The 21,121-nt window shown below is 65.0% G+C and carries 20 protein-coding genes; 9 read left to right on the forward strand and 11 right to left on the reverse strand.

Annotated elements, in window-relative coordinates:
• Positions 1–913, forward strand: a 913-nt coding sequence (locus AC1DMG_RS09905) for an MFS transporter (protein WP_477180473.1), incomplete at its 5' end; no start/stop codon positions are given.
• A gap of 45 nt (positions 914–958) precedes the next feature.
• On the opposite strand, the gene AC1DMG_RS09910 is transcribed toward AC1DMG_RS09905, so the two are convergent.
• Positions 959–2,248, reverse strand: a complete 1,290-nt coding sequence (locus tag AC1DMG_RS09910) for an alkaline phosphatase family protein (protein ID WP_477180478.1) — start codon at positions 2,246–2,248, stop codon at positions 959–961.
• 108 nt (positions 2,249–2,356) lie between these two features.
• On the opposite strand from AC1DMG_RS09910, the gene AC1DMG_RS09915 reads away from it, so the two are divergent.
• Entirely contained in the window at positions 2,357–2,629 is a 273-nt protein-coding gene (locus AC1DMG_RS09915) for a hypothetical protein (RefSeq protein WP_441603438.1), read from the forward strand.
• 23 nt (positions 2,630–2,652) lie between these two features.
• On the opposite strand, the gene AC1DMG_RS09920 is transcribed toward AC1DMG_RS09915, so the two are convergent.
• Entirely contained in the window at positions 2,653–3,180 is a 528-nt protein-coding gene (locus AC1DMG_RS09920; protein ID WP_441603437.1) for a methylated-DNA--[protein]-cysteine S-methyltransferase, read from the reverse strand.
• Entirely contained in the window at positions 3,180–4,670 is a 1,491-nt protein-coding gene (locus AC1DMG_RS09925; RefSeq protein ID WP_441603436.1) for an AlkA N-terminal domain-containing protein, read from the reverse strand. Before AC1DMG_RS09925 ends, AC1DMG_RS09920 begins: the two co-directional genes overlap by 1 nt.
• A gap of 144 nt (positions 4,671–4,814) precedes the next feature.
• Between AC1DMG_RS09925 and AC1DMG_RS09930 the strand changes: the two genes are divergently transcribed.
• Positions 4,815–6,476: a tetratricopeptide repeat protein gene (locus AC1DMG_RS09930; RefSeq protein WP_441603435.1), complete on the forward strand. Its 1,662-nt coding sequence runs from the start codon at positions 4,815–4,817 to the stop codon at positions 6,474–6,476.
• 14 nt (positions 6,477–6,490) lie between these two features.
• On the opposite strand, the gene AC1DMG_RS09935 is transcribed toward AC1DMG_RS09930, so the two are convergent.
• Positions 6,491–7,030 carry a YybH family protein gene (locus AC1DMG_RS09935; RefSeq protein ID WP_441603434.1) on the reverse strand — a complete coding sequence of 180 codons (540 nt, stop codon included), beginning with the start codon at positions 7,028–7,030 and terminating at the stop codon, positions 6,491–6,493.
• A gap of 157 nt (positions 7,031–7,187) precedes the next feature.
• Between AC1DMG_RS09935 and hutU the strand changes: the two genes are divergently transcribed.
• From hutU to AC1DMG_RS09960, 5 genes are all read left to right on the forward strand, one after another.
• Entirely contained in the window at positions 7,188–8,858 is a 1,671-nt protein-coding gene (gene hutU / locus AC1DMG_RS09940; RefSeq protein WP_477180474.1) for a urocanate hydratase, read from the forward strand.
• A 124-nt stretch (positions 8,859–8,982) separates the two neighbouring features.
• A complete protein-coding gene (gene bla, locus AC1DMG_RS09945; protein ID WP_477180475.1) occupies positions 8,983–10,005 on the forward strand; it encodes a class A beta-lactamase in 1,023 nt (340 codons plus the stop codon).
• A 69-nt stretch (positions 10,006–10,074) separates the two neighbouring features.
• Positions 10,075–10,470 carry an MAPEG family protein gene (locus AC1DMG_RS09950; RefSeq protein ID WP_441603431.1) on the forward strand — a complete coding sequence of 132 codons (396 nt, stop codon included), beginning with the start codon at positions 10,075–10,077 and terminating at the stop codon, positions 10,468–10,470.
• Positions 10,471–10,810: 340 nt separating this feature from the next.
• Positions 10,811–11,584, forward strand: a complete 774-nt coding sequence (locus AC1DMG_RS09955) for a TenA family transcriptional regulator (protein WP_477180476.1) — start codon at positions 10,811–10,813, stop codon at positions 11,582–11,584.
• Positions 11,585–11,655: 71 nt separating this feature from the next.
• Positions 11,656–14,406, forward strand: a complete 2,751-nt coding sequence (locus tag AC1DMG_RS09960) for a putative bifunctional diguanylate cyclase/phosphodiesterase (RefSeq protein ID WP_441603429.1) — start codon at positions 11,656–11,658, stop codon at positions 14,404–14,406.
• 3 nt (positions 14,407–14,409) lie between these two features.
• Here AC1DMG_RS09960 and msrA read toward each other — a convergent pair whose 3' ends face one another.
• Positions 14,410–15,114: a peptide-methionine (S)-S-oxide reductase MsrA gene (gene msrA, locus AC1DMG_RS09965; RefSeq protein WP_441603428.1), complete on the reverse strand. Its 705-nt coding sequence runs from the start codon at positions 15,112–15,114 to the stop codon at positions 14,410–14,412.
• A gap of 176 nt (positions 15,115–15,290) precedes the next feature.
• Between msrA and AC1DMG_RS09970 the strand changes: the two genes are divergently transcribed.
• Complete coding sequence (locus AC1DMG_RS09970; protein ID WP_441603427.1) at positions 15,291–16,115, forward strand: arylamine N-acetyltransferase family protein; 825 nt, start codon at positions 15,291–15,293, stop codon at positions 16,113–16,115.
• Here AC1DMG_RS09970 and AC1DMG_RS09975 read toward each other — a convergent pair whose 3' ends face one another.
• The 6 genes from AC1DMG_RS09975 to AC1DMG_RS10000 all read right to left on the reverse strand — a co-directional run.
• Entirely contained in the window at positions 16,116–16,337 is a 222-nt protein-coding gene (locus tag AC1DMG_RS09975; RefSeq protein WP_441603426.1) for an RNA-binding S4 domain-containing protein, read from the reverse strand. It abuts the gene before it with no gap.
• Positions 16,338–16,351: 14 nt separating this feature from the next.
• Entirely contained in the window at positions 16,352–16,786 is a 435-nt protein-coding gene (locus tag AC1DMG_RS09980; RefSeq protein ID WP_441603425.1) for a barstar family protein, read from the reverse strand.
• On the reverse strand, positions 16,783–17,208 hold the full coding sequence (locus AC1DMG_RS09985; RefSeq protein ID WP_441603424.1) for a guanyl-specific ribonuclease: 426 nt from the start codon (positions 17,206–17,208) through the stop codon (positions 16,783–16,785). Before AC1DMG_RS09985 ends, AC1DMG_RS09980 begins: the two co-directional genes overlap by 4 nt.
• Before the next feature lie 63 nt (positions 17,209–17,271).
• Positions 17,272–18,114, reverse strand: a complete 843-nt coding sequence (locus AC1DMG_RS09990; protein ID WP_441603423.1) for a DUF72 domain-containing protein — start codon at positions 18,112–18,114, stop codon at positions 17,272–17,274.
• Between the two features lie 87 nt (positions 18,115–18,201).
• Entirely contained in the window at positions 18,202–19,017 is an 816-nt protein-coding gene (locus tag AC1DMG_RS09995; protein ID WP_441603422.1) for an AraC family transcriptional regulator, read from the reverse strand.
• Between the two features lie 49 nt (positions 19,018–19,066).
• A partial coding sequence (locus AC1DMG_RS10000) for a DUF3772 domain-containing protein (RefSeq protein ID WP_477180477.1) occupies positions 19,067–21,121 on the reverse strand: 2,055 nt, incomplete at its 5' end.

Below are 21,121 nucleotides of genomic sequence, written 5' to 3' on the forward strand. Positions count from 1 at the left end.
GATACTGCGTGCGCTGCTGGGATTGACCCTCAGTGGATTGCCTGCGGTGGCGATGACATATCTCAGCGAAGAAATGCACACCGAATCGATCGGCCTGGGCATGGGCTTGTACATCAGCGGCAATGCCATTGGCGGCATGGGCGGACGACTGGTGGCAGGCGTGCTGGCTGAGTTCTTCGGGTGGCGCGTGGGTGTGGCCACGGTCGGCGTGATCGGCTTGATCGCCGGCGTGGTGTTCTGGCGCAGTCTGCCGCCGTCGCGTCATCACGTGCGTCGTCCGTTTCACCTGGGCGCGCTGATGGGGCGCTTCGCCTCGACCTTTCGCGACGCCGGCCTGCCGTGGCTATTTGCCGAAGGCTTCCTGCTGCTGGGCGCCTTTGTCACGCTGTACAACTACATCGGCTACCGCTTGCTGGCGCCACCCTATGGGCTAAACCAGGCAGTGGTGGGCGCGATCTTCAGCGTGTATCTGATCGGCACCTTCAGCTCGGCCTGGATGGGACATCTCGCCGGCAAGCTCGGGCGACGCAAGGTGTTGTGGACGGCCTTCGCGCTGATGCTCGTGGGGCTGGCGCTCACGGCCACGCGGCCACTGTGGTTGATCGTGCTGGGCATCGTCGCAGTGACGTTTGGCTTTTTCGGCGGGCATTCCATCGCCAGCAGCTGGGTGGGGCGTCGCGCCGGCGACAACAAGGCGCAGGCCTCGTCGCTTTATCTGTTTTCCTATTACATGGGTTCCAGTCTGGCTGGCGCCAGCGGTGGCCTGTTCTACGCATCGCACGGCTGGAACGGCGTGGCGGTGTTTGTCGGCGCGCTGGTCGTCGCCGGACTGTTGATTGCGTGGCGCCTGTATCGGCTGCCGCCGCTGGTCAGTCCGTCCCGACCGGAAACGGAACCGCCGATTCCCCAGTGAGGCTGCGGAAGCGCGTTGCACGCCTCCGCAGCGTGAGTTGCCGGCTTACTGCGCGTCCGGCTTGAGCATGCCCTTCACCGCGTCGTAGTCGCCATCGCTGGCGGCGGCCGGCAGGTCGAGCAGATGGGTCATCAGCGGATAGACATCCACGTTCGGAAACGACGGGATCTCGGCGCCTGCGCGGAAGGCCGGGCCATGCGCCACGAACAGCGCCTGCATCTGCGGCGCGGCGTTGTCGTAACCGTGGTCGCCGCGCATGGGCTCTTTCTTCTTCGCCAGGTACTCGCGGGTCGAGATACGCCAGCCGACATCGGCCAGGCACAGCAGCTGCGGCACACGCGCATTGCTGCCATAGGCGAGGCGCTCGGGTACGCGCGTCTTGTCCCAGCACGTCATATGCTGCTGGGGCTGCTCCATCCTGGCTTCAATCTTGGCGAAGTCGAACCCCGGCCTGGGGTTGAAACCGGCCAGCACGCCCACGCTCACCAGCTCCACCTGCTTGAGCGGGATGAGTTTGTCGATCACCACGACGTTGGCCTTCGGAGAACTCGCCATGCCGTGGTCGGCCACGATGATCATGTTGATGCGATCGAGCAGGCCCCGTTGCTGCAGGCCTTTGACGAGACGATCCAGCGCCGCATCGGTATGCGCGATCGCCTCGTTGACCTGCGGCGAATCGGGTCCGAAATGATGGCCGGCGTGATCCACCTCATCGAAGTACAACGTGAGGAAGGTCGGGCGCTCGCCGGCGGGAAGATCCAGCCACGCCAGCACCTGGTCCACGCGCTGGTCGGGCGTGACATTGCCGTCGTACGGCTTCCAGAAATTCGGATGGGCGCCGTGGATATCCGCTTCGGAACCCGGCCAGAACATGGTGGCCGTCTTCAYGCCGTGCTGTTGCGCGGTTTCCCACAGCGGCGTGCCCTGAGCCCACCACTGGCCATTGCTGACCGCATCGCGATTGCCCAGCGAAAATTTTCCGAGCACCGGATCAGTCATCGTGTTGTTGACGATGCCGTGGTGATCCGGGCGCAGGCCGGTGACGATGGTGTAGTGATTGGGAAACGTCAGCGACGGAAACGACGGCTGCATGCCGTCGGTGGCGCGCACGCCTTGCTTGGCCAGCGATGCAAGCGTGGGGCTCAGTCCGCGTTCGATGTAATCGGTGCGATAACCGTCGATCGAGATCAGCAGCAGCGGTGCGGGCACGGGAGCGGGCTTTGCTGCGACAGCAGGCTGCGGCGCTGGCGTGGAAACCGGTTGCGGGTGAGGCGTGGCACAAGCTGCTCCGAGCGCGACTAGCGCACAGAGCAGCGGGCGAAACAGGATCTTCATGCGCAAGGACTTATCATGGGTACAAAGTCCGTATGATCGCCTAGGCGTATGACCATTACACGTCTTTTTCTTTGCGCAACTTTCGTCACTTGCTCGTGCTGGGCCGGTATGGCAGCGGCGCATCCGGAAACGGGTGGTGCGCCTGCGAGTGCTTCCACCGTTGCCGCGCCCGCGGCAATGTCGGCGTACAAGCCGGCATCGCAGGCGAATACGAAAGCATCGCATGTTGATGCGAATGCCACGCCCGCGCCTAAGGCCAGCAAGACCAAGCCGACGCCGGCGCCGTCCACGACGGATACGTATCATCTATCGCATCGGCCGCATCAGCTCGATTCCTACCAGAACGCGTTGACGCCGCCGCCGGCGGCGAACGAGCGCTGATCGATAGGGTGCCTGCGCGGCACCTAGTGTGCCGCGAGATGCAACTGGGCGCCGAACAGGTCGCCTTCGGCAATGCGGCTTTCCATCGACAACAGAAACTGCTTGGTCGGCAGGCCGCCACCGAACCCCGTGAGGCTGCCGTTCGCACCGATCACGCGATGACAGGGCAGCACGATCGGCAACGGATTGCGTCCGTTCGCAGCGCCCACGGCGCGCACGGCCTGCGGATGCTGGATGCGACGCGCGAGTTCGCCGTAGCTGATGGTGGCGCCGTAAGGAATGCGCGCCAGCTCCCACCACACCTCCTGCTGGAACGGCGTGCCGAGGGGATGCAGTTTTAGATCGAATTGCTGTCGTACGCCGGCGAAGTATTCTTCGAGCTGCTGTCTTGCCTGGGCGAGTGGTTCGCGTGCGCGTATCCAGGCCGGGTTCGGCGCGCGTTGATGGCGGCCGGTGGAAAACCAGATCTCGCGCAAGCCCGCTTCGTCCGCGACCAAACGCAACAGGCCGATCGGCGTGTCCATCTCGTCGTGCCAGATCATCTCGTTCATCAGGCCACCTTCTTGCTCGATGCAGCAGCGTCGCTGGCGCTGCGCCACAAATGCATGACGGAATAGGCGCGCCACGGTCGCCAGCCCTCGGCGAGCGAGGTCAGCGCTTTCGTCGACAATTCAGGACCGTCACCGGCGGCCACGCGACGAAGAATAAGATCGGCCGCAGGGAAGGCATCCGGGTGGCTGAGCGCGCGCATCGCCATGTAATGCGCAGTCCATTCGCCGATGCCTGGCAGCGCGACCCAGCGTTCGACGAATTCTTCCAGCGGCTGCTCGCTGCGAAAATCGATGCGCCCGTCCAGCAGCGCCTGTGCGACGCCGCGCACCGTCGCCGCACGGGCAGTGGTGAGGCCAATCGAGCGGAGATCTGCATCGACCAACAATGCCGGGCCCGGGAACAAGCGTTGCAGTTCGGCCACCGGCGACACAACCGGCGTACCGAAGTGCTGCACGATGCGCGTCGCCAGGGTACGCGCGGCGGCCACGCTAACTTGTTGCCCGAGGATCGCGCGCACCGCGATTTCAAAGCCGTCCCAGCCGCCGGGCAGGCGCAAACCCGGGCGCTTGCGCAGCAGCGGTCGCAGCACCGGACTTTCCTTCAGTGCATCGCTGATCGATTGCGGGCTCGCGTCGAGGTCGAACATGCGACGCAGCTTGTTCACCACGCCGAGCATCTGCGCCGGCTGCGGGCAGTGCAGTTGCAGTCGCAGCGCATGATCGTGGCCGGGCCATGCGCTCAGGCGCAGCCAGCCCGGTGCCTCAGGCGTACCGAATACACGCGCGTAGCTGTGCTCGTCTACGTGCTCCACGCCGGGCAGCGCGCGTCCGCGCAGGAACGCGAGGATCGCTTCGAAGTCATAAGGCGGCCGATACGCGAGCCGCAGCGTGATCGCATCGCCGGTCGCCGCGCCGGGGTGGCGACGCAAGTCGCGTGGCGCCATGCGGTTCGCTTGCAGGAACGCCGCATTGAAACGGCGCAGGCTGCCGAAGCCGGATGCGAGCGCGACTTCCGTGACAGGCATCGTCGTTTCAGTGAGCAGCTGCTTGGCGAACAACAGGCGTCGCGTCGTATGGACGCTGATCGGCGGCGCACCAAGACGTTCCACGAACAGCCGGCGCAGCTGTCGCGCGCCGACGCCAACGCGCTCAGCCATCGCATCCACGGATAATTCGTCGAACGCGCCGCTGTCCATCAGTTTCAACGTGCGTGCAATGACGTGGTCGCCGCGTTGCCACGCGTCATTGCCAGGCGACAGTTCGGGCCGGCAACGCAGGCATGGACGAAACCCGGCCGCTTCCGCCGCCGCGGCACTCGCGTAATAGCGCACGTTCTGTGGTTTCGGCGACGGGGCAGGGCATACCGGGCGGCAGTAGATGCGTGTGCTGGTGACGGCGGTGAAGAACAGTCCGTCGAAGCGTGCATCGCGGCTGAGGCGCGCCTGCTCGCAGGTGCGGTCGTCGGGCAAGGGGGCGGTCTGGGGGGCCATGCGGCGAGATTAGCACCGGGGGCAGGCTCAAACTGGCCGTTTTCGGACATCAATGCCGGGAGGTTCAGCCTGCACGGCCGCCCCGTGATTGGCGAACATGGGCGTCAATGTTAGGGTTTTGCGCAATCACTGGGGGGCCAGGGAATGAACGTCGGAAACAAGTGGTGGCTCGCCGCGGCGGCCGGACTCGGTTTGGCCGTTGGCGGCGGCGTCTGGGCAATGGCTGCGAGCTGGCAGCATGCAATGGTCGCTCGCATCAATCGGCCCGCGCCCAAGCTGGCGCCGACCGTGGCTCTGCCGAACAGAGCCAATGCGCATGTGTTCGACCGCAACAGCGTCTACAGATTCCTCGCCGGCGCCAAACGTGCCGAAGCGATCACCGATCCGCTGCAGCGCTGTCTCGCATATCCGGATCCACCCGGCAGCCATTGGTCGCCGGCCGCCGTCGCGGCGTATTGCCGCTATCGAACGTATCCGTCGATGTCGTTTGAACAGGTACATGCACTGCTTGAGCAGGGCCAGTACGTCGAGCTGGACCGGCGATTGGCGGGGATGCTCGACGACAAGTTGCACAAGCCGGACGTGGCAGGCGTGATGGATCATGCGTTCGAAACTTGGTTCAACCGCAGCGACCTTGATTTGCGTCCCCTGCTGGAACACTGGAAGCAGGCGTCCCCGCACAGTGCGTTTGCATACACCGCCAGTGGCGTCTCCTACGTCGCCATGGCGTGGCATGCACGCGGAAAGGAATACATACAGGACACGCCGCGCAGCAACATCGACGCGATGGAACGCTTGCTGGCGCTCGCGGATGCGGACCTGCGCCATGCCGTATCACTCGATCCGCGCATGACGCCTGCGTACGTCGCCATGATCGACGCAGGGCAACTCAGCCTGGGCTCGGCCTATGTAAGAAACGCGGCCGATGCCGGCTTGCACACCGATCCGGCAAACTTTGCGATCTACAGCGAAATGATGCGCGCCCTGCAACCCCGCTGGGGCGGCTCGATCCAGCAGATGAAGCAGAACGGGCAGGCGGCGCTGAAGCATGCATCCGACAATCCCTTGCTTATGCTGCTGCCGGAAAAGGCGGTTGCGGAGGAAGTGGATCTCGATGGCGATGACTGCAACGTACCGGGCCGGTTCGAGCAGTTCCGTCTCGTATTCGACCAGGTTGCCGTAGCCTCGCAGCTGTCCACGGCCGCCGAGTCCGCCGAGGCATGCAACCACCTGGATCTGTCGACCGTGTATTTCTCCGAGGATTTGCGCTTCTATCCCGAAGACCGCAGCGCCCGCGCGCGTCGGGTATACAACCTCAACGAATTCGATGAATCAGCATGGGCGGTCGCGCAGGCCAGCCAGCTGATGCGTGAGGAGCCCGGCAATGCCGACTATGTGGTTGCGCGCGGCAACGCCTATGAGATGTTGAACGACTATCCGCATGCCGAGCAGGACTATCTGGCCACGCTCGCTTTGTCGCCAAACCATAGGCAGGCAGTTGCCGCACTGGCAAACCTCTATATGAACCAGACGCATGACTGGGACAAGGCCTGGGCGCTGGACGAGCGTTTGGTGCAGGCAGCGCCCAGCGAGCCTTATGGTTGGTGGTTGCGCGCCGAGATTCAGATGCGCCAGCCAAGGAAGGGCTTGAAGGATACCGCGGACTATTTCGCGGCCCACTTCGATACCACGCCCGAGATGCATCGCGCGCTGTTGCGAATGAGGGCAGAGCAGGCACTGCAGGACGGCGCCGCCAAGGCTTCCGCGAAATCGGCGCCATCACCCCACCACGCATCATTGCAATGAAAGGTGCGGGGTGCTCAGCGGACGATGGCAAGCGACACGAGATCGGGCGCGCACTCCGCACGGCGCCCTGACTCGAAATTCGCCACGTCCTGGGCGCTCGCTGCGCGTCCTTCGTCGCCGCCGTCGAACATCACGCGCCATACGCCGTCATTGCCGCGATGCCATACCGTGCTGAATGCGATCAGCGTGTAGCGCGGATTCGCGTTCGGCGCGAGGTTTTCCAGCAGGGCCGGTCCGCTCGACAGCACGGTCGATGGATCGCCTGCCTGCACCACCCAGGCGGGGTACCAGCGCACGCGCATGCTCTTGCCTTCGAGCAACGTCTTCCACTGCTTGACGATCGCCGCCCGGCCGCGCTGCGGATGGGCAGTGTTCGCCGCGAAGACGGCATCGCTGTCGATATGCTCGGCAAACGCCTTCTCGTCGTGCCGATCCACTGACGCGGCGAACGAGAGTTCTCGTTGCCACACCGCGCAACGCGATGTTTCAGCAGCCTGCGCATGACCAACGAACGCGGCCACACCCAGCACGGCCAGAATCAGGAAACGCTGCATGGGCGCAACCTCAGGGGGGGAGTGCGGCAAGCATGATTTCGCCTTGCGCGTCGCGAAAGTGCCGAAAGGTGGATGGGCGGGACTTTGCCGCAATGCGGTTTGCGGGCGCCGGCCAGCCTCGTCACAATGGCACTTTCCCCTGGCTGTGACGCTTCCCATGAACGCTCCCACCCGCATCGACACCACCCGTACCATCCGCGCGCCGCGCGGCACCGAGTTGAGTTGCAAGAGCTGGCTGACCGAGGCGCCGTTCCGCATGCTGCAGAACAACCTCGATCCGGAAGTGGCGGAAAATCCGGCGGAACTGGTGGTTTACGGCGGCATCGGGCGGGCGGCGCGCAACTGGGAATGCTTCGACGCMATCCTGCGCGCCCTGCGCGAGCTCAACGACAACGAGACGCTGCTGATCCAGTCCGGCAAGCCGGTCGGCGTGTTTCCCAGCCATCCGGATGCGCCGCGCGTCCTGCTCGCCAATTCCAACCTGGTGCCGGCGTGGGCGAACTGGGAGCACTTCAACGAGCTCGATAAGAAGGGCTTGATGATGTACGGCCAGATGACSGCCGGCTCGTGGATCTATATCGGCWCGCAAGGCATCGTGCAGGGCACTTACGAGACCTTTGTGGAAATGGGTCGCCAGCACTACGGCGGCAGCCTCAAGGGCAARTGGATCCTCACCGCSGGYCTGGGCGGCATGGGCGGCGCGCAACCGCTGGCTGCATCGCTGGCTGGTGCGTGCTCGCTCAACATCGAATGCCAGCAGAGCCGCATCGATTTCCGCCTGAAGACGCGTTACGTCGACGAGCAGGCAACCGATCTGGACGACGCGCTCGCGCGCATCGCGAAATACACCGCGGCCGGTGAAGCAAAGTCGATCGCGCTGCTTGGCAACGCCGCCGAWGTGCTGCCSGAACTSGTGCGCCGCGGCGTGCGYCCGGACRYSGTCACCGACCAGACCAGCGCGCACGATCCGGTCAATGGTTACCTGCCGCAGGGCTGGACGGTCGAGCAGTGGTTCGAGCGCCGCAAGAGCGATCCGGCCGGCACGTCCAAGGCGGCCAAGCAGTCGATGAAGACGCACGTGGAAGCGATGCTCGCGTTTCACCAGCAGGGCGTACCGACGTTCGATTACGGCAACAACATCCGCCAGATGGCGAAGGACGAAGGCTGCGCGGATGCGTTCGCGTTCCCGGGTTTCGTGCCGGCCTTCGTGCGTCCGCTGTTCTGCCGTGGCGTGGGCCCGTTCCGCTGGGTGGCGCTGTCGGGCGATCCGGAAGACATCTACAAGACCGACCAGAAGGTGAAGGAGCTGATCCCCGATGATCCGCACCTGCATCGCTGGCTGGACATGGCGAAGGAACGCATCAATTTCCAGGGCCTGCCGGCGCGCATCTGCTGGGTGGGTCTGGGCGTGCGCCACAAGCTGGGCCTCGCGTTCAACGAGATGGTGCGCAATGGCGAGCTGAAGGCGCCGGTGGTGATTGGCCGCGATCATCTGGATTCGGGTTCGGTGGCCAGCCCCAATCGCGAGACCGAAGCGATGCGCGACGGTTCGGATGCGGTGAGCGATTGGCCGCTGCTGAACGCGATGCTCAATGTCGCCGGCGGCGCGACCTGGGTGTCGCTGCACCATGGGGGCGGCGTGGGCATGGGTTACTCGCAGCATTCGGGCGTGGTGATCGTATGTGATGGCAGCGAAGCGGCCGACCAGCGCCTTGCGCGCGTGCTGTGGAATGACCCGGGCACCGGCGTGATGCGTCATGCCGATGCGGGTTATGAGATCGCCATCGAGTGCGCGAAAGAGCAAGGCCTCAACCTGCCGATGATCTGATCGAATCGCGGTGCCTTGCGGACGGCGCAGGGCACTGCTGTCGCGCCAAGGACAGGTGAGCGCCCGAGATTTGCCATAGTCGGCTGAGAAAGTGCCCGGGTCACCCCACTCGAAAGGACTCTCCATGGCTTTTTCGACTGCCCGCCGTGCATGGTGCACGGCGATGTTCGCGATCGCATGCTCGGCTGTCTCGGGCGTCTCGCCCGCGGCCAGCCCACAACCGTCAGCCTCAACCAACGAGGCGCTCCAACACGCATTGGATGCCTTGGCGCAGCGCGCGCAACCGGGCACGTTGGGCGTGGCCGTGCTCGATTTGAAGTCGGGCGCTACCACCGGCGTCGACGCGGATCGCGCATTCCCGATGATGAGCGTGTTCAAGGCGCCGGTCGCCGCTGCGGTGCTGTCGCGGATTGACGATGGATCGCTGTCCTTGCAGCAGACAGTGACGGTCACGCGCGATCAGGTGATGGGCGGCTCGGCGATACCGTCCATCGGCGCACACTTCCACGGCGAGCGCATGAGCTTCACCATCGAGCAGCTGTTGAAAGCCGCGGTGACCGAAAGCGACAACACGGCCGTGAATGCCTTGATCCGCGCCGTCGGTGGTGCTGTCGTGGTGACGACGTATTTGCATGCGCACGGCATCGATGGCATGCGCGTGGACGTGGACGAGGCAGACATCGCGCAGGTGTTCCACGGTCTGCGTCCGGGCGAACAGGCGCCGGCGCACGAAAGCAGTGCGGCCGCGGACCTGCGCTACCAGTCGGGCTATCAGGCCTTTCTCGCCGACCCGCGCAATCGCAGCACGCCGCATGCGGCGATCGCGTTCCTTGGAAAGTTGGTCCAGGGCGAGCTGCTGTCGCCGGTATCGACCCAGCGCCTGCTCGCGCTGATGGAAGCGCAAACCATCCCGAACCGCCTGCGCGCGGGTTTGCCGGCAGGCCTGACTTTTGCCGACAAGACCGGCACGTCCGGCGCGCTGGGCAAGCGCACGGCTGCATTCAACGATATCGGCATCATCCGCTGGCCCGATGGGCACACTGTGCTGGTGGCCGCGTTTCTGATGGACTCGTCGGCCAGCGATCRGCAGCGCGCCGCGCTGTTCGCCGATATCGCGCGTARCGTGGCGTCCTCGGTACATCCATAAGACGCCCACCGGTGGTGCAGGGCCGCGCCCGGGCGCATCATGTCGCCACATCCAACGAGGAGTGGCGACATGCCGGTCGAACTGAAGATGTTGGCGTGGTCGATTGTGTTGGGCCTGGTCTATGTGGTGTTTGCGGTGACGCTGGCCACCATGCAGCGAGGCATGGCCTGGAATGCCGGCAATCGCTCCGGCGAAGCCCCGCTGACCGGCGTCGCCGATCGGGCCAGCCGCGCCAGCCGCAATTTCCTCGAGACCTTTGCGTTCTTCGCGGCCGCCGTGCTGGTGGTCGTGGTGGGGCAATGCGCGAGTGGCACGACCGCGCTTGGCGCCGAGATCTACTTCTGGGCGCGCGTGGTCTACCTGCCGATCTATGCGGCCGGCATTCCCTATCTGCGCACCCTGGTGTGGGCGGTGTCGATCGCAGGCCTGTTGATGGTCTTGTCCGGCGTATTGGGTTCGCACTAACGGAACGGCGCTTGATGCCGCGGCCCGCCCAATGGCGGGCCACGTTTGTGTGCGCGTGTCTATCGGGTCGTGCTGCTCATGGCTCCCGCTTTAGCGTCAAAGACTTGGCGTGCGCCGGAATTCCGACGTCAGTTTTCCGCCAGTTCCGGGTCGGCAGCCAGCTGGCTTATTTTCGCTTTTCCTCTTTTAGTCAATCACTTGCGCAGGTTTTTCCAGGTTGCTTCGCAACGGGCGTTCGCAAGCCATTCGAGGCGTGACCACACTGGTGGTCCGGCACGGCTTGTGTCGGGCCGCCGGGCAGGGTCCGGCGGTTTCCTTGATTGACGACTGGAGAAACTGCATGAACACCAACACTGTACGCACCGGCTCGCTGACCGAACTGTCGAGCTACCCCAAATGGGCGCGCGAAATGATCGAAGCCTGCGAACCCGCCCGCCGGAGCGTCCGCGACCACGTGATGTGGGACATGATGAGCGAAGGTAGTATCGACTTGGCTACCGTGCGCAACTTCATGGTCGGCACCTGGTCGCTGATCGAGCGCTTCCCGGGCTTCATGGCATTGAGCCTGCTCAAGACGCGTTATGGACGCAGTGCCGGCGACMACATGGCTCGACGCTGGCTGGTCCGCAACATCCGCGTGGAGCAGAACCATGCCGAGTACTGGCTGGATTGGGCCGAGGGCTCGGGTGTGTCGCGTGAGGAGGTGCTCGACGGCATGCCGCCGCGCGGCACCCAGACTGCCGCGGAGTGGTGCCATGACGTCTGTGCCCGCGACACGCTGGCCGCCGGCATCGCCGCCACCAACTACGCCATCGAAGGCGTCACCGGCGAGTGGTCCCAGAAGGTGTTCGACAGCGTGGCCTACGCCAACAGCCTGCCGGCTGCCGGTCGCAAGTCCACCCTGCGTTGGCTTCAGCTACACGCCGCTTATGACGATACTCATCCGTGGGAGGCGCTGGAGATCGTTTGCACCCTGATGGGCAGCCAGCCCGCAGAGGAGGAAGTGGAGCATCTGCGCGAATGCATCGAGCGTAGCTACGTGAGTCTGCACTACGGTCTGGAGCGTTGTCTGGTGCAGCACACGATGAACGAAGTGGCAGAGCAAGCGGCATAACGGGGATCTCGTCGTCGACAGCGTGACGGGACGAGATGTAGCTTTATGGAGTGGTCGTGTAAAAGGACGCCATGGATTTGATCCGTAGCACCTCTCCAAGACCGCTGTCCCGGCGCTTGAGGCCATTGGCCTATGGGCTGGTGGCCGTCATCGGCCTGATTCTCATGCTTACCTGGGGAGCCCTCCAGGTCCAGGTCACTCTCGCCGGTTTCCTCAACGGCGAGAGTGTCTGGAGCAAGGCGCAGAAGCAGGCGGTGGTGGACCTGCTCGGTTATGCCCAGTCCGGCGATGCGGCCCGGCTGGCGGCCTTTCGCCGAAACTACGGACTATTGACGTCCGATGGCTGGGCGCGCGACGCGATCGCCTCGGGCCATTACGACCGCAAGCTCATCCACGATGCGTTCCAGCGCGGCAAGATCCTGCCGCAGGCCGAGCCCGGCATGATCTTCATGCTGCGCTGCTGCACCGATGTGCAGCACATGCACGAAGCCGTTTCGCTATGGCGTGCCGCCGATGGTCCGCTGGGCCAGCTCGATGGCGTGGCCAAGGAATTGAGCGAAGCCTATGCGCGCGGCCAGCCCGAGCCGGCATGGCTGCAGTGGCAGCTCGATCGGATCAACGGGCTCAACAACGATCTGGAGCCGCTCACCAACGGTTTCTCGCTGGAAGTGGCGCAGGGCGCGATCTGGCTCGGCAAGGTGCTGTTCGCGGCGGTGTTCCTCACCGCGTGCATCGCCTCCTTGCTGTGGCTGCGCATGGCCCAGCGCATCCTGTCGCGGATCCGCGGCACCGAGGAGCGCTACAGCATGCTGTTCAACAGCGCCGCCGATGCCATCCTGATGGTGGACGAAGAAAGCGGCCGCATCCTGGAGGCGAACCGCACGGCCTTGCAATGGACCGGTCGTGACGAGGACAAGCTCACCGGCGAAGCCCTGTCCACGTTCTTTACGCCGCTGCTGCACCGCGCCGATGGCGCCATCACCGGCGAGCTGCGCATGGCGGACGGCGAATTGCGCCCGGTGGAGATGCGCAGCAGCGTGACCCACTGGGGGGCGCAGAGCGTTCGCCAATCGATCCTGCGCGATATCACCGAACGGGTGAACCTGGAGCAGCAGCGACGCATCGCGTCGGAGGCGCTGGCCAGCATTGCCGAGGGCGTGATCATCGCCGAGGCGGATCGGCGCGTGACGCGCGTCAACGCCGCGCATATCCGCATGACCGGCTTCACCGTGCAGGCCCTGCAGGGGCTGCGTTTCGACGACCTGCGCTGCCTGGCCGACGGTTCGCCGCTGCCCAACTCGGTGTGGGACGTGATCGAGGCCGAGGGCAACTGGGTCGGCGAGGTACGCAGCCGCCGCATGGATGGCACCAGCTATCCCGAGCTGCTCAGCATCAGCGCCATCCGCAACCCGGAAGGCGAGGTGCAGCATTACGTGGCAGTCATCAACAACATCAGCACCGCCAAGGCGAACGAGCAGCGCCTGCAATACATGGCCGCGCACGACACGCTCACCGGCCTGCCCAACCGGGCCGAGTTCGAGCGTCGCTGCGTGCAGGCGGTGACGACTGCCGAGCGGGAGCGTGGCATGGCGGCCGTCGTGTTCATCGACCTGGATGCGTTCAAGGCGGTCAACGACAGCTACACCCATGCCATCGGCGATCACCTGCTGGTGAAGGTGGCCGAGCGCATCGTCTATGAGCTGGGCGATCGCGGCGTGGCGGGCCGCATCGGCGGCGATGAGTTCACCGTACTGCTGTCGGACCTGCATTCGCGCGAGCAGGCGAGCGCGCTGGCGGGTCGCCTGCTGACGGTGCTGTCGACGCCGTTTGCGGTGGGCGACTACGAGCTTGCGCTCAGCGCCAGTATCGGCATTGCCTGCTTCCCGCTCGACGGCACCGACGTGCCCACCCTGATCACCAATGCCGATGCCGCCATGTACGCGGCCAAGACCGAGGAGCGCAATGCGTTCCGCTTCTACTCGCCGCGCATGCAGGCCGACGCACGGCGCCGTATCGCGCTGGCCTCGGAACTGCGCAAGGCGCTGTCGGAGAACGAGTTCCGCCTGATGTACCAGCCCACGGTGGAAATGCGCACAGGCCGCATCGTGGCGGTCGAGGCGCTGTTGCGCTGGTATCACCCGCAGCGCGGGCTGATCGCGCCGGGCGAATTCATCCCGATGGCGGAGAAGCTCGGCCTGATCCGGCGCATCGACCAATGGGTGCTGCAGGCTGCCTGCGAGCAGATGTCCGCGTGGGACAAGGCCGGACTGCCGCCCTTGCGCATGGCGGTGAATGTGTCGGCGAACTGGTTTGGACAGGCCAACTTCGTCGACGAAATCCGCATGCTCCTTGAAGCGCGCCGCCTCGCGCCCGAGCGGCTGATGCTGGAGATCACCGAAGGCGCCATTCTTCGCCTGGGCGAGGAGATGGAGCGCACCCTGCACGCGTTGCACTCGTTGGGTGTGGGCGTGGCGATCGACGATTTCGGTACGGGCTATTCGTCGATGAGCTATCTGAAACTGCGCGCCATCGATTATCTGAAGATCGACCAGAGCTTCGTCGCCGGCCTGCCTGACGACGTCAGCGATGGCGCCATCGTCGAGTCCATGCTGACGTTGTGCCGCCGTCTGGATATCAGCCCGATCGCCGAAGGCATCGAAACCGAAGAACAACATCGCTTCCTGCTGCGTGCCGGATGCACCGAAGGGCAGGGCTTCCTGTATTCGCGTCCGGTCGAACCCGATGTGATCGCCCAGTTGCTCAGCCCCGGCCGGCGCCAGGGCAATTCCCACCTGCGCCTGGTGCCGCCCGAGGCTGGCTGATCGTCAGTGCAGCGTGACGCTGACTATTTCGCGGTCAGGCTGATAAAGCGTCGGAAACTGTTGCTGAAGATGCGTGACCTTCGGTGCATCGTTGAACACGATGTACGGTTCGTTCGGATGACGCTTCGCATAGTCCTGGTGATAGGACTCGGCGACATAGAAACCCTTCAGCGGCACCACCTGCGTCACGATGGGATCGGCATAGGCATGCGCGGCGCTCAGCTGGGCGATGTACGCGGTGGCAACGCGCTTTTGGTCGTCGTTGCCATAGAAGATCGCCGAACGATACTGCGTGCCCACGTCCGGGCCCTGGCGATTGAGCTGGGTCGGATCGGTGGCCACCGAGAAGTACACCTTCAGCAACTGGCCATAGCTGACCTTGCTGGGGTCGTAGACGATCTTCACGGACTCGGCGTGGCCGGTGTCGCCGTCGCTCACGCGATCGTAGTCGGCGGTATTGGCGGCGCCGCCGGAATAACCGGCCCACACTTTCTTCACGCCTTTGACGTGCTCGAACACGGCCTGCAGGCCCCAGAAACAGCCGCCGGCCAACACGGCCACCTGATCGCCCTGGGCGGGCGCGGCATCGACCGCCGGGTCGGGAATCACGGTGTTGTCGCCGGCGGCGGCCAGCGTGCAGGCGCCGAGGCCTGCCATCAGAACTAGCCCAGCGAGGGTGGGGAACAGCTTGAATCGGCGGATGCTCATGAACGAACGCTCCATCGAGGAGGGGGACGGCATGCCCGTAGGATCGCGGGCCTTGCTTCCTTATTCGCCGCCGGGTCGCTTCCGGTTACCTGCATCCTGACAGCTTGCGTCCGGCCGGGTGCAAAGGCCTCGCCAAGGCGGTGTTATCGTGCGGCTTTCTCGCCATGGAGGCCGCCATGCCGCACCAGCTTGATCTCGAGGGCTACCTGCAACGCATCGGGTTTGTCGGCGAGCCCAGGGCAGATGTAGCGACCCTGCGCGCGCTCGCTACGGCGCATATCGCGGCCATCCCGTTCGAGAATCTCGATCCGCTGCTGGACGCGCCGGTGTCGCTGGAGCTGGCGGCGATCGAAGACAAGCTGGTGAACGGCCAGCGCGGCGGCTACTGCTTTGAACAGAATGCGTTGTTCACCGCCGTGCTGAAGGCGGTGGGCTTCGATGTCACCGGGCTGATCGCCCGCGTGCTGTGGAACCAGCCAGAGGATGCCGAGAGCCCGCAAACGCATATGTTGTTGCGTGTGGAAGTGGAGGGCGAGAGCTGGCTGGCCGATGTGGGCTTCGGCAGCATGGCGCTGGGCGGCGCGCTGCGCCTGGTGGTCGATGAGGCGCAACCCACCTCGCTGGAGCCGTTCCGGCTCATCACCGACGGCGTGCAGTGGCGCATGCAGGCACGGGTGGGCGAACAGTGGCGCACGCTGTACCGGTTTCGCCTGCAGCCCGCGGAGCCGATCGATTATGTGGTCGGCAACCACTTCACCTCGACTTATCCCTCGTCGCTGTTCCGGCACAATCTCATCGTGGCGCGCACCCTCGCCGATCGCCGGCTCGCCCTGCGCAACCGCGAGTTCGCCGTGCATGCCCTGGGGCACGAATCGGTACGCCGCACGCTGCAGACGACGGACGAGATCAAGCGAGTGATCGCGGAGCAATTTGGCATCCGCCTGCCGGCATCGTCGCTGCTCGATGCCAGGCTCGCCGCGCTGCCGATGCCGGAGGCGTGATCAGTCCAGCGCGTTCACGTGGATGACGAAGTCTTCCAGCTGCACCACCTGGCCCGCGTGGATCTTGCAGGTCTTGCGCAGCTCCTGCTGGCCGTCCACATAGACCACGCCCGACGCCACGATGGCCTTGCCCGCGCCGCCGCTGTCGCACAGGCCGACCAGCTTCAGCAGTTGGTTGAGTTCCACGTAGTCGCGGTCCAGGTCGAAATCGATGTCTTGCATGGTGATGTGCTTACTCAGTCGTCGGTATCGTCGAAAGCGCTTTCGGGCAGCGCGAAGAACACGAAGAACGGGGCGCCGGCGTCCTGCCAGTAGTCGACCGCTTCCTCGAGAATATCCAGCAAGGTGTCGAAGTCGTCCTCGTTGCGGCTGCGCATCTGTTCGGCGTGGTCGAACAGCAGGATATAGCCGCTGGCCTTGAGCCAGGACAGGTCGCGCATGCTGTCGGCCAGTGCATCCCAGTTGCGGCCAAAGTCGGCGGGCAGCTGCAGCGCCCGGGTCAGGCGATCGAACAGCGCCTCGTGATCGGTGTAGTCAGCCAGGCTGATGCGGCATACGCGCAGACCCTGCATGCCGGCCGCTTCGGCCAGGGGCTCCAGATCCTCGCTGGTGACGAAGAAGATGCCGCCGTCTTCGGCATCGCCGAAATCGAGATCAAATTGCGCGCTCATCGGGATACCTCGAACTGGCGGAACGTACGGTAGTGGTCGTCGGTGTAGTAGTAGGTCTGCGGCGGCGTGCCGCCGGTGATGATGCGCCGCGCGCCGCGGTAATCGAGTCCCGGCGTGTCCACCGTGTACTCGTGGTAATACCCCTGGGGCCTGGCCGGCAGGCGCCCTTCGCGATTCTGGAACACCACGCCGTCCTGGCGATGCTCGTACGGACCGCCGTTGGCGATGCGCCGCAGGATGTCGGCCGCTTCCGGCGGCAGGAACGAAGGCAGCGAGTCGCTGCGCGTCGGTGCGGCGCCTGGCGCGGTCGCGCTTTGCGACGCCACGCTGCCGGGGGGCGCGGGTTCCGAGGTGTGGCGACCCCACAGCAGCGCCGCCACGGCCAGCACGACCAGCAGAAGCAATGGTTTGAGTGCGCGCATCACGAAACGCCTGGTCAGAGTGGCGCGAGTGTAGATCCTTCGGCGTGCCCAGGCACGCGGGCATCAGCCCTTTTTGTCCACCCGCCGCTGCAGCGACATGGCCGCGGCGGGATTGCGTTCCTTCGCGCTGCTGATGAAGTAGATGAATACATCGCGCGGCGCCTGAGCTTTCAAGGGCGCCGACACGTGCGGCAGATCCGGCAGGTCGTGGCCCTCGGCCCAGGCACGTGCGCGCGTGGTCCAGATATCCAGGTCGCCCGATGGATAGCCCGTCTCCAGCTGCGCTTCGCTGCGCATCAGCCGCGCATAGGCGAAGTCGCCGGTCAGGTCGGCCAGCGACGGATGCTCCGGCGAATCGGTGAATACGGTAGGGATGCGATACGAACGCGCCAGTTCCACGTAGCGCTCGTCGAGAAAACTGGGGTGGCGCACCTCCAGCACATGGCGCATCGGCTGGCCATTGAGTTCGCGCGGTAACAGATCGAGGAAGGCGGCCAGGTCGTTGGCATCGAACGGGCGCGTCGGCCTGAGCTGCCACAGCACCGGTCCCAGGCGATCGCCGAACTCGGCCAGGCCGCCAAATACGAAGCCATCGATACCGCGACCGGCATCGGCCAGTCGCTTGCCTTCGGTGACGTAGCGCGGCGCCTTCAGCGAGAACACGAAACCTGCCGGCGTTTCAGCCGCCCACTTGGCGTACGTCGTGGGCTTTTGCGCGCCGTAATACGTGCCGTTGATCTCGATGGCGCGCAGATGGCGGCTGGCGTATTCCAGTTCACGGCGCTGCACCAGGCCGGTGGGATAGAAGTTGTTGCGCCACGGGGCGAAGTTCCAGCCGCCGATGCCGACGCGGATACGCGATGCAAGGCCCTGCGCGGGAGCAGGCGAGAACAGGTCGGCAGACATGGCGGGGACTCGGAGGGGATGGCCGATCATGCCACGGGCGAGATGAAGAGAGGCATCAATCCGCCGTGATGGTAGCGGATACCGCCTTCAGTCCAGGGGCAGGTGATTGGGATACGGTCCGCGTGCCGCCATGAATGCCGTTGGCGTCATGCCGGCAAAGTCGCGGAACTCGTGCACCAAATGCGCCTGGTCGCCGTAGCCGCCGTCGATCGCCACGCCGCTCCAGTCCACGGCGGTCGATCGATAGACCGCATCCACCACGTGGCGAAAACGCATCAGTCGCGCATAGCGCTTCGGCCCCATGCCCACCTGCCGGCGAAATAGACGGCCAAAGCGATATTCCGACAGCCCGACATCGCGCACCAGCGGACCAATGCGTGCCACTTGCGGCCGTGCGCTGATCTGGTCCAGCGCATGCAACACCTCGGGGGCGAGTTGTGGTTTGCGCATATGGGCGAGCAGCCATTGCTCCAGCAGAGCGAGTCGCTCGTGCGGGCAGGGCGTGTCCAGCAACTGCTCGCGCAGGCGGTGGGCGCTGTGGCCGAAGATGTCTTCCAGGCCGATGTCCTGGCCGACCAGCGCTTCGTGGTCTTCGCCGGTGAAGGCATGCGCGCCACCGGGATGGAACACCGCGCCCATCACGCGTACCTGTTCGGCAGTGTCGATGATCTGGCTGCGCAGGCACGGTCCGCCGATCACCGAGGCGGCGGCGCGCAGGCAGCGGCGATCCGCGTCGTCGCTGTAGACGCGGGTCTCGTTCTCATGGAGGTTGATGATCAGCGCCGCGCCCGGCACCGGCAGCACGCGTTCGAAATGATGCGCAGCCGGCGGCATGTCCCAATCCCACAGGCGGGAAATCAGGGCGTTGAGCGGCGGCGCAGGTACGACGACGTGGTGTCCCATCGGCTGACTCCGGGTGACGCCCGGAGTTTAGGCCGATGCGGCATGGCTGTCAGGATGGCTTGCCGGGAAAGACGGTGGTCGACGGACTCGGCGCCGTCGCCGGATCGTGCTGCATGGTGCGTACCACCATGTCCTGCGGCGTGGTGAGCGGCAGATCGGCCTTGCGCAGGCGATCGAGGATCTCGAACAGCAGGTCGCTCTTGACCGTGCCCGAGTCGCGCGGATTGTTCACGTAGGCGGTGCACACGAACATCATCGAACCGGAATCGATGCTGTCCAGCTGCACGGTGGGCGCCGGCGTGTTGAGCGTCACCGAGTGATTGCGCAGGATGTCGAAGATGATCTGCCGCACCTTGTTCGGATCGGTGCCCAGCGGCATCGGCAGGCGGATCTGAACGCGGCCTTGCGCATTGGCGAGCGTCACATTGCGCACGTTCTGCGTGATCAGCTGCGAGTTCGGCACGATCACGGTGGAGCGRTCGCCTWRCTGGATYTCSGTSGCGCGCACRTTGATGCGCYKGATGTCGCCYTCSACGCCGCYGATGCTCACCMWGTCGCCGACCTTYACCGGWCGCTCGGCCAGCAGGATCAGGCCGGAGATGAAGTTCTGCACGATCGCCTGCAGGCCAAAACCGATACCCACGGACAGCGCACTGGCCACCCAGGCGATGCTTTGCACGTCCACTTTGAGCGCGCCCAGCACCAGCACGAACACCAGGATGCCGCCCACGTAACCGAGCAAGGTCACGATGGACATCTGCATGCCCACATCCAGCGACGTTTTCGGCAGCAGCTGCTTGCTCAGCCAGCGCTTGATCAGGCGCACGACGACGTAACCGACCACCAGCACCACCATCGCATTGAAGATGCTGGTGGGATTGATGGTAAGCGTGCCCAGCGAGAGGCCATTGAAGATGCGCGTGCCGCGATCCATCAGTTCGTTGGCGCCCGCACCATAGGGCGCCAGGATCAAGGGGATGGCGAACATCAACAGGAAGGCGCGGCCGACGCCGGAGAGTACGGTCGCGGTCTGTTCGAGGCGGGCCGGCGCGATGCCGAAATTTTCCTGCAGTCGTACACCGGTGCGGGAGTCGGGCGAGAGCACCGATTCGCACAGATCGTTGATCAGGTGCATGACCACATACAGCGCGGCGATCAAGAAACCCGCGCGCAGCATCTGCCGCGCCACATAGAAGGCGAGCGCGATATAGCCCGTGAACACCGAGATCAGGGTGATCAACATGCCCAGGAACGCGCACAGCACCAGCACACCCACCCACAGCGGCCGGGCTGCGGGTGTGGCGCCGCTGGTGAGCAGGGCACGGCGCGCGCGGCTCATCAGCACCAGCGCATAGGCCACCAGGCCGCCGATCAGCGTGGCCGCCAGCGCATTGGCGGCCATGGCGGTGGAGAGGCTGGCGCTGATGTCGTTGGTGACGCGTTCGATCACGCCCAGCAGCAAGGCGCTGTACGCCATCAGGCTGGGGAAGGGCCACAGCCGGGTCGCGAGGTTGTCGGAGATCGGCGGCAGGCGCCAGGATGGATGCTTCACCATCAACAGGGCACGGCCCAGGCCCGCCATGGTCGCGACGTAGAACATCAGGCGAACAATGGGGCGCACCAGCTCGTCCAGTTCCTCGTCGAACACGCCGTTCCAGTTCACCGCCAGATAGATCAGCCACGCGGCGATGCCATAGATCAGGGTCGTGCCGACGGTGACCACCACCGCCATGGCGCTGCGGCGCAGATGACCCGACGGCAGGTAACGCGCCGCGATGTCCAGCATCTTGTATTCGAAGACGCGCCGCCCACCCGCGAGCAGCGCGACGGCGGCAGTCAGGCACAGGATGAAGGGCAGGCGATTGCCCGGCTGCCAGGCCTGGGCGAGCGCGCCCTGCACGGACTGTGAGAGCTGCCGGAAGTTGCCGCTGTCATCAGGCAGGTTCTGCGCGAAGCGGCTCCAGAACGCCATGCTCAGCGGCGATGCGCTGCGCTGGCTGATCTGCGCCTGGAACAAGTTGCGGCGCAGCGCGGCGATTTCGGTGAGCAGCTGCTGGCTCTCGCGACTGAGCAGCTTGGACTGGGTGAGCTGGCCGGTGAGGTC

The organism is Dyella sp. 01N36, assembly GCF_056399745.1.

Bases quoted from the DNA above. Each gene is read 5' to 3' on its own strand.
- AC1DMG_RS09915 (WP_441603438.1), top strand. From the start codon at position 2,357: ATGGCAGCGGCGCATCCGGAAACGGGTGGTGCGCCTGCGAGTGCTTCC.
- AC1DMG_RS09920 (WP_441603437.1), bottom strand. From the start codon at position 3,180: ATGAACGAGATGATCTGGCACGACGAGATGGACACGCCGATCGGCCTG.
- AC1DMG_RS09925 (WP_441603436.1), bottom strand. From the start codon at position 4,670: ATGGCCCCCCAGACCGCCCCCTTGCCCGACGACCGCACCTGCGAGCAG.
- AC1DMG_RS09930 (WP_441603435.1), top strand. From the start codon at position 4,815: ATGAACGTCGGAAACAAGTGGTGGCTCGCCGCGGCGGCCGGACTCGGT.
- AC1DMG_RS09935 (WP_441603434.1), bottom strand. From the start codon at position 7,030: ATGCAGCGTTTCCTGATTCTGGCCGTGCTGGGTGTGGCCGCGTTCGTT.
- AC1DMG_RS09950 (WP_441603431.1), top strand. From the start codon at position 10,075: ATGCCGGTCGAACTGAAGATGTTGGCGTGGTCGATTGTGTTGGGCCTG.
- AC1DMG_RS09960 (WP_441603429.1), top strand. From the start codon at position 11,656: ATGGATTTGATCCGTAGCACCTCTCCAAGACCGCTGTCCCGGCGCTTG.
- msrA (WP_441603428.1), bottom strand. From the start codon at position 15,114: ATGAGCATCCGCCGATTCAAGCTGTTCCCCACCCTCGCTGGGCTAGTT.
- AC1DMG_RS09970 (WP_441603427.1), top strand. From the start codon at position 15,291: ATGCCGCACCAGCTTGATCTCGAGGGCTACCTGCAACGCATCGGGTTT.
- AC1DMG_RS09975 (WP_441603426.1), bottom strand. From the start codon at position 16,337: ATGCAAGACATCGATTTCGACCTGGACCGCGACTACGTGGAACTCAAC.
- AC1DMG_RS09980 (WP_441603425.1), bottom strand. From the start codon at position 16,786: ATGAGCGCGCAATTTGATCTCGATTTCGGCGATGCCGAAGACGGCGGC.
- AC1DMG_RS09985 (WP_441603424.1), bottom strand. From the start codon at position 17,208: ATGCGCGCACTCAAACCATTGCTTCTGCTGGTCGTGCTGGCCGTGGCG.
- AC1DMG_RS09990 (WP_441603423.1), bottom strand. From the start codon at position 18,114: ATGTCTGCCGACCTGTTCTCGCCTGCTCCCGCGCAGGGCCTTGCATCG.
- AC1DMG_RS09995 (WP_441603422.1), bottom strand. From the start codon at position 19,017: ATGGGACACCACGTCGTCGTACCTGCGCCGCCGCTCAACGCCCTGATT.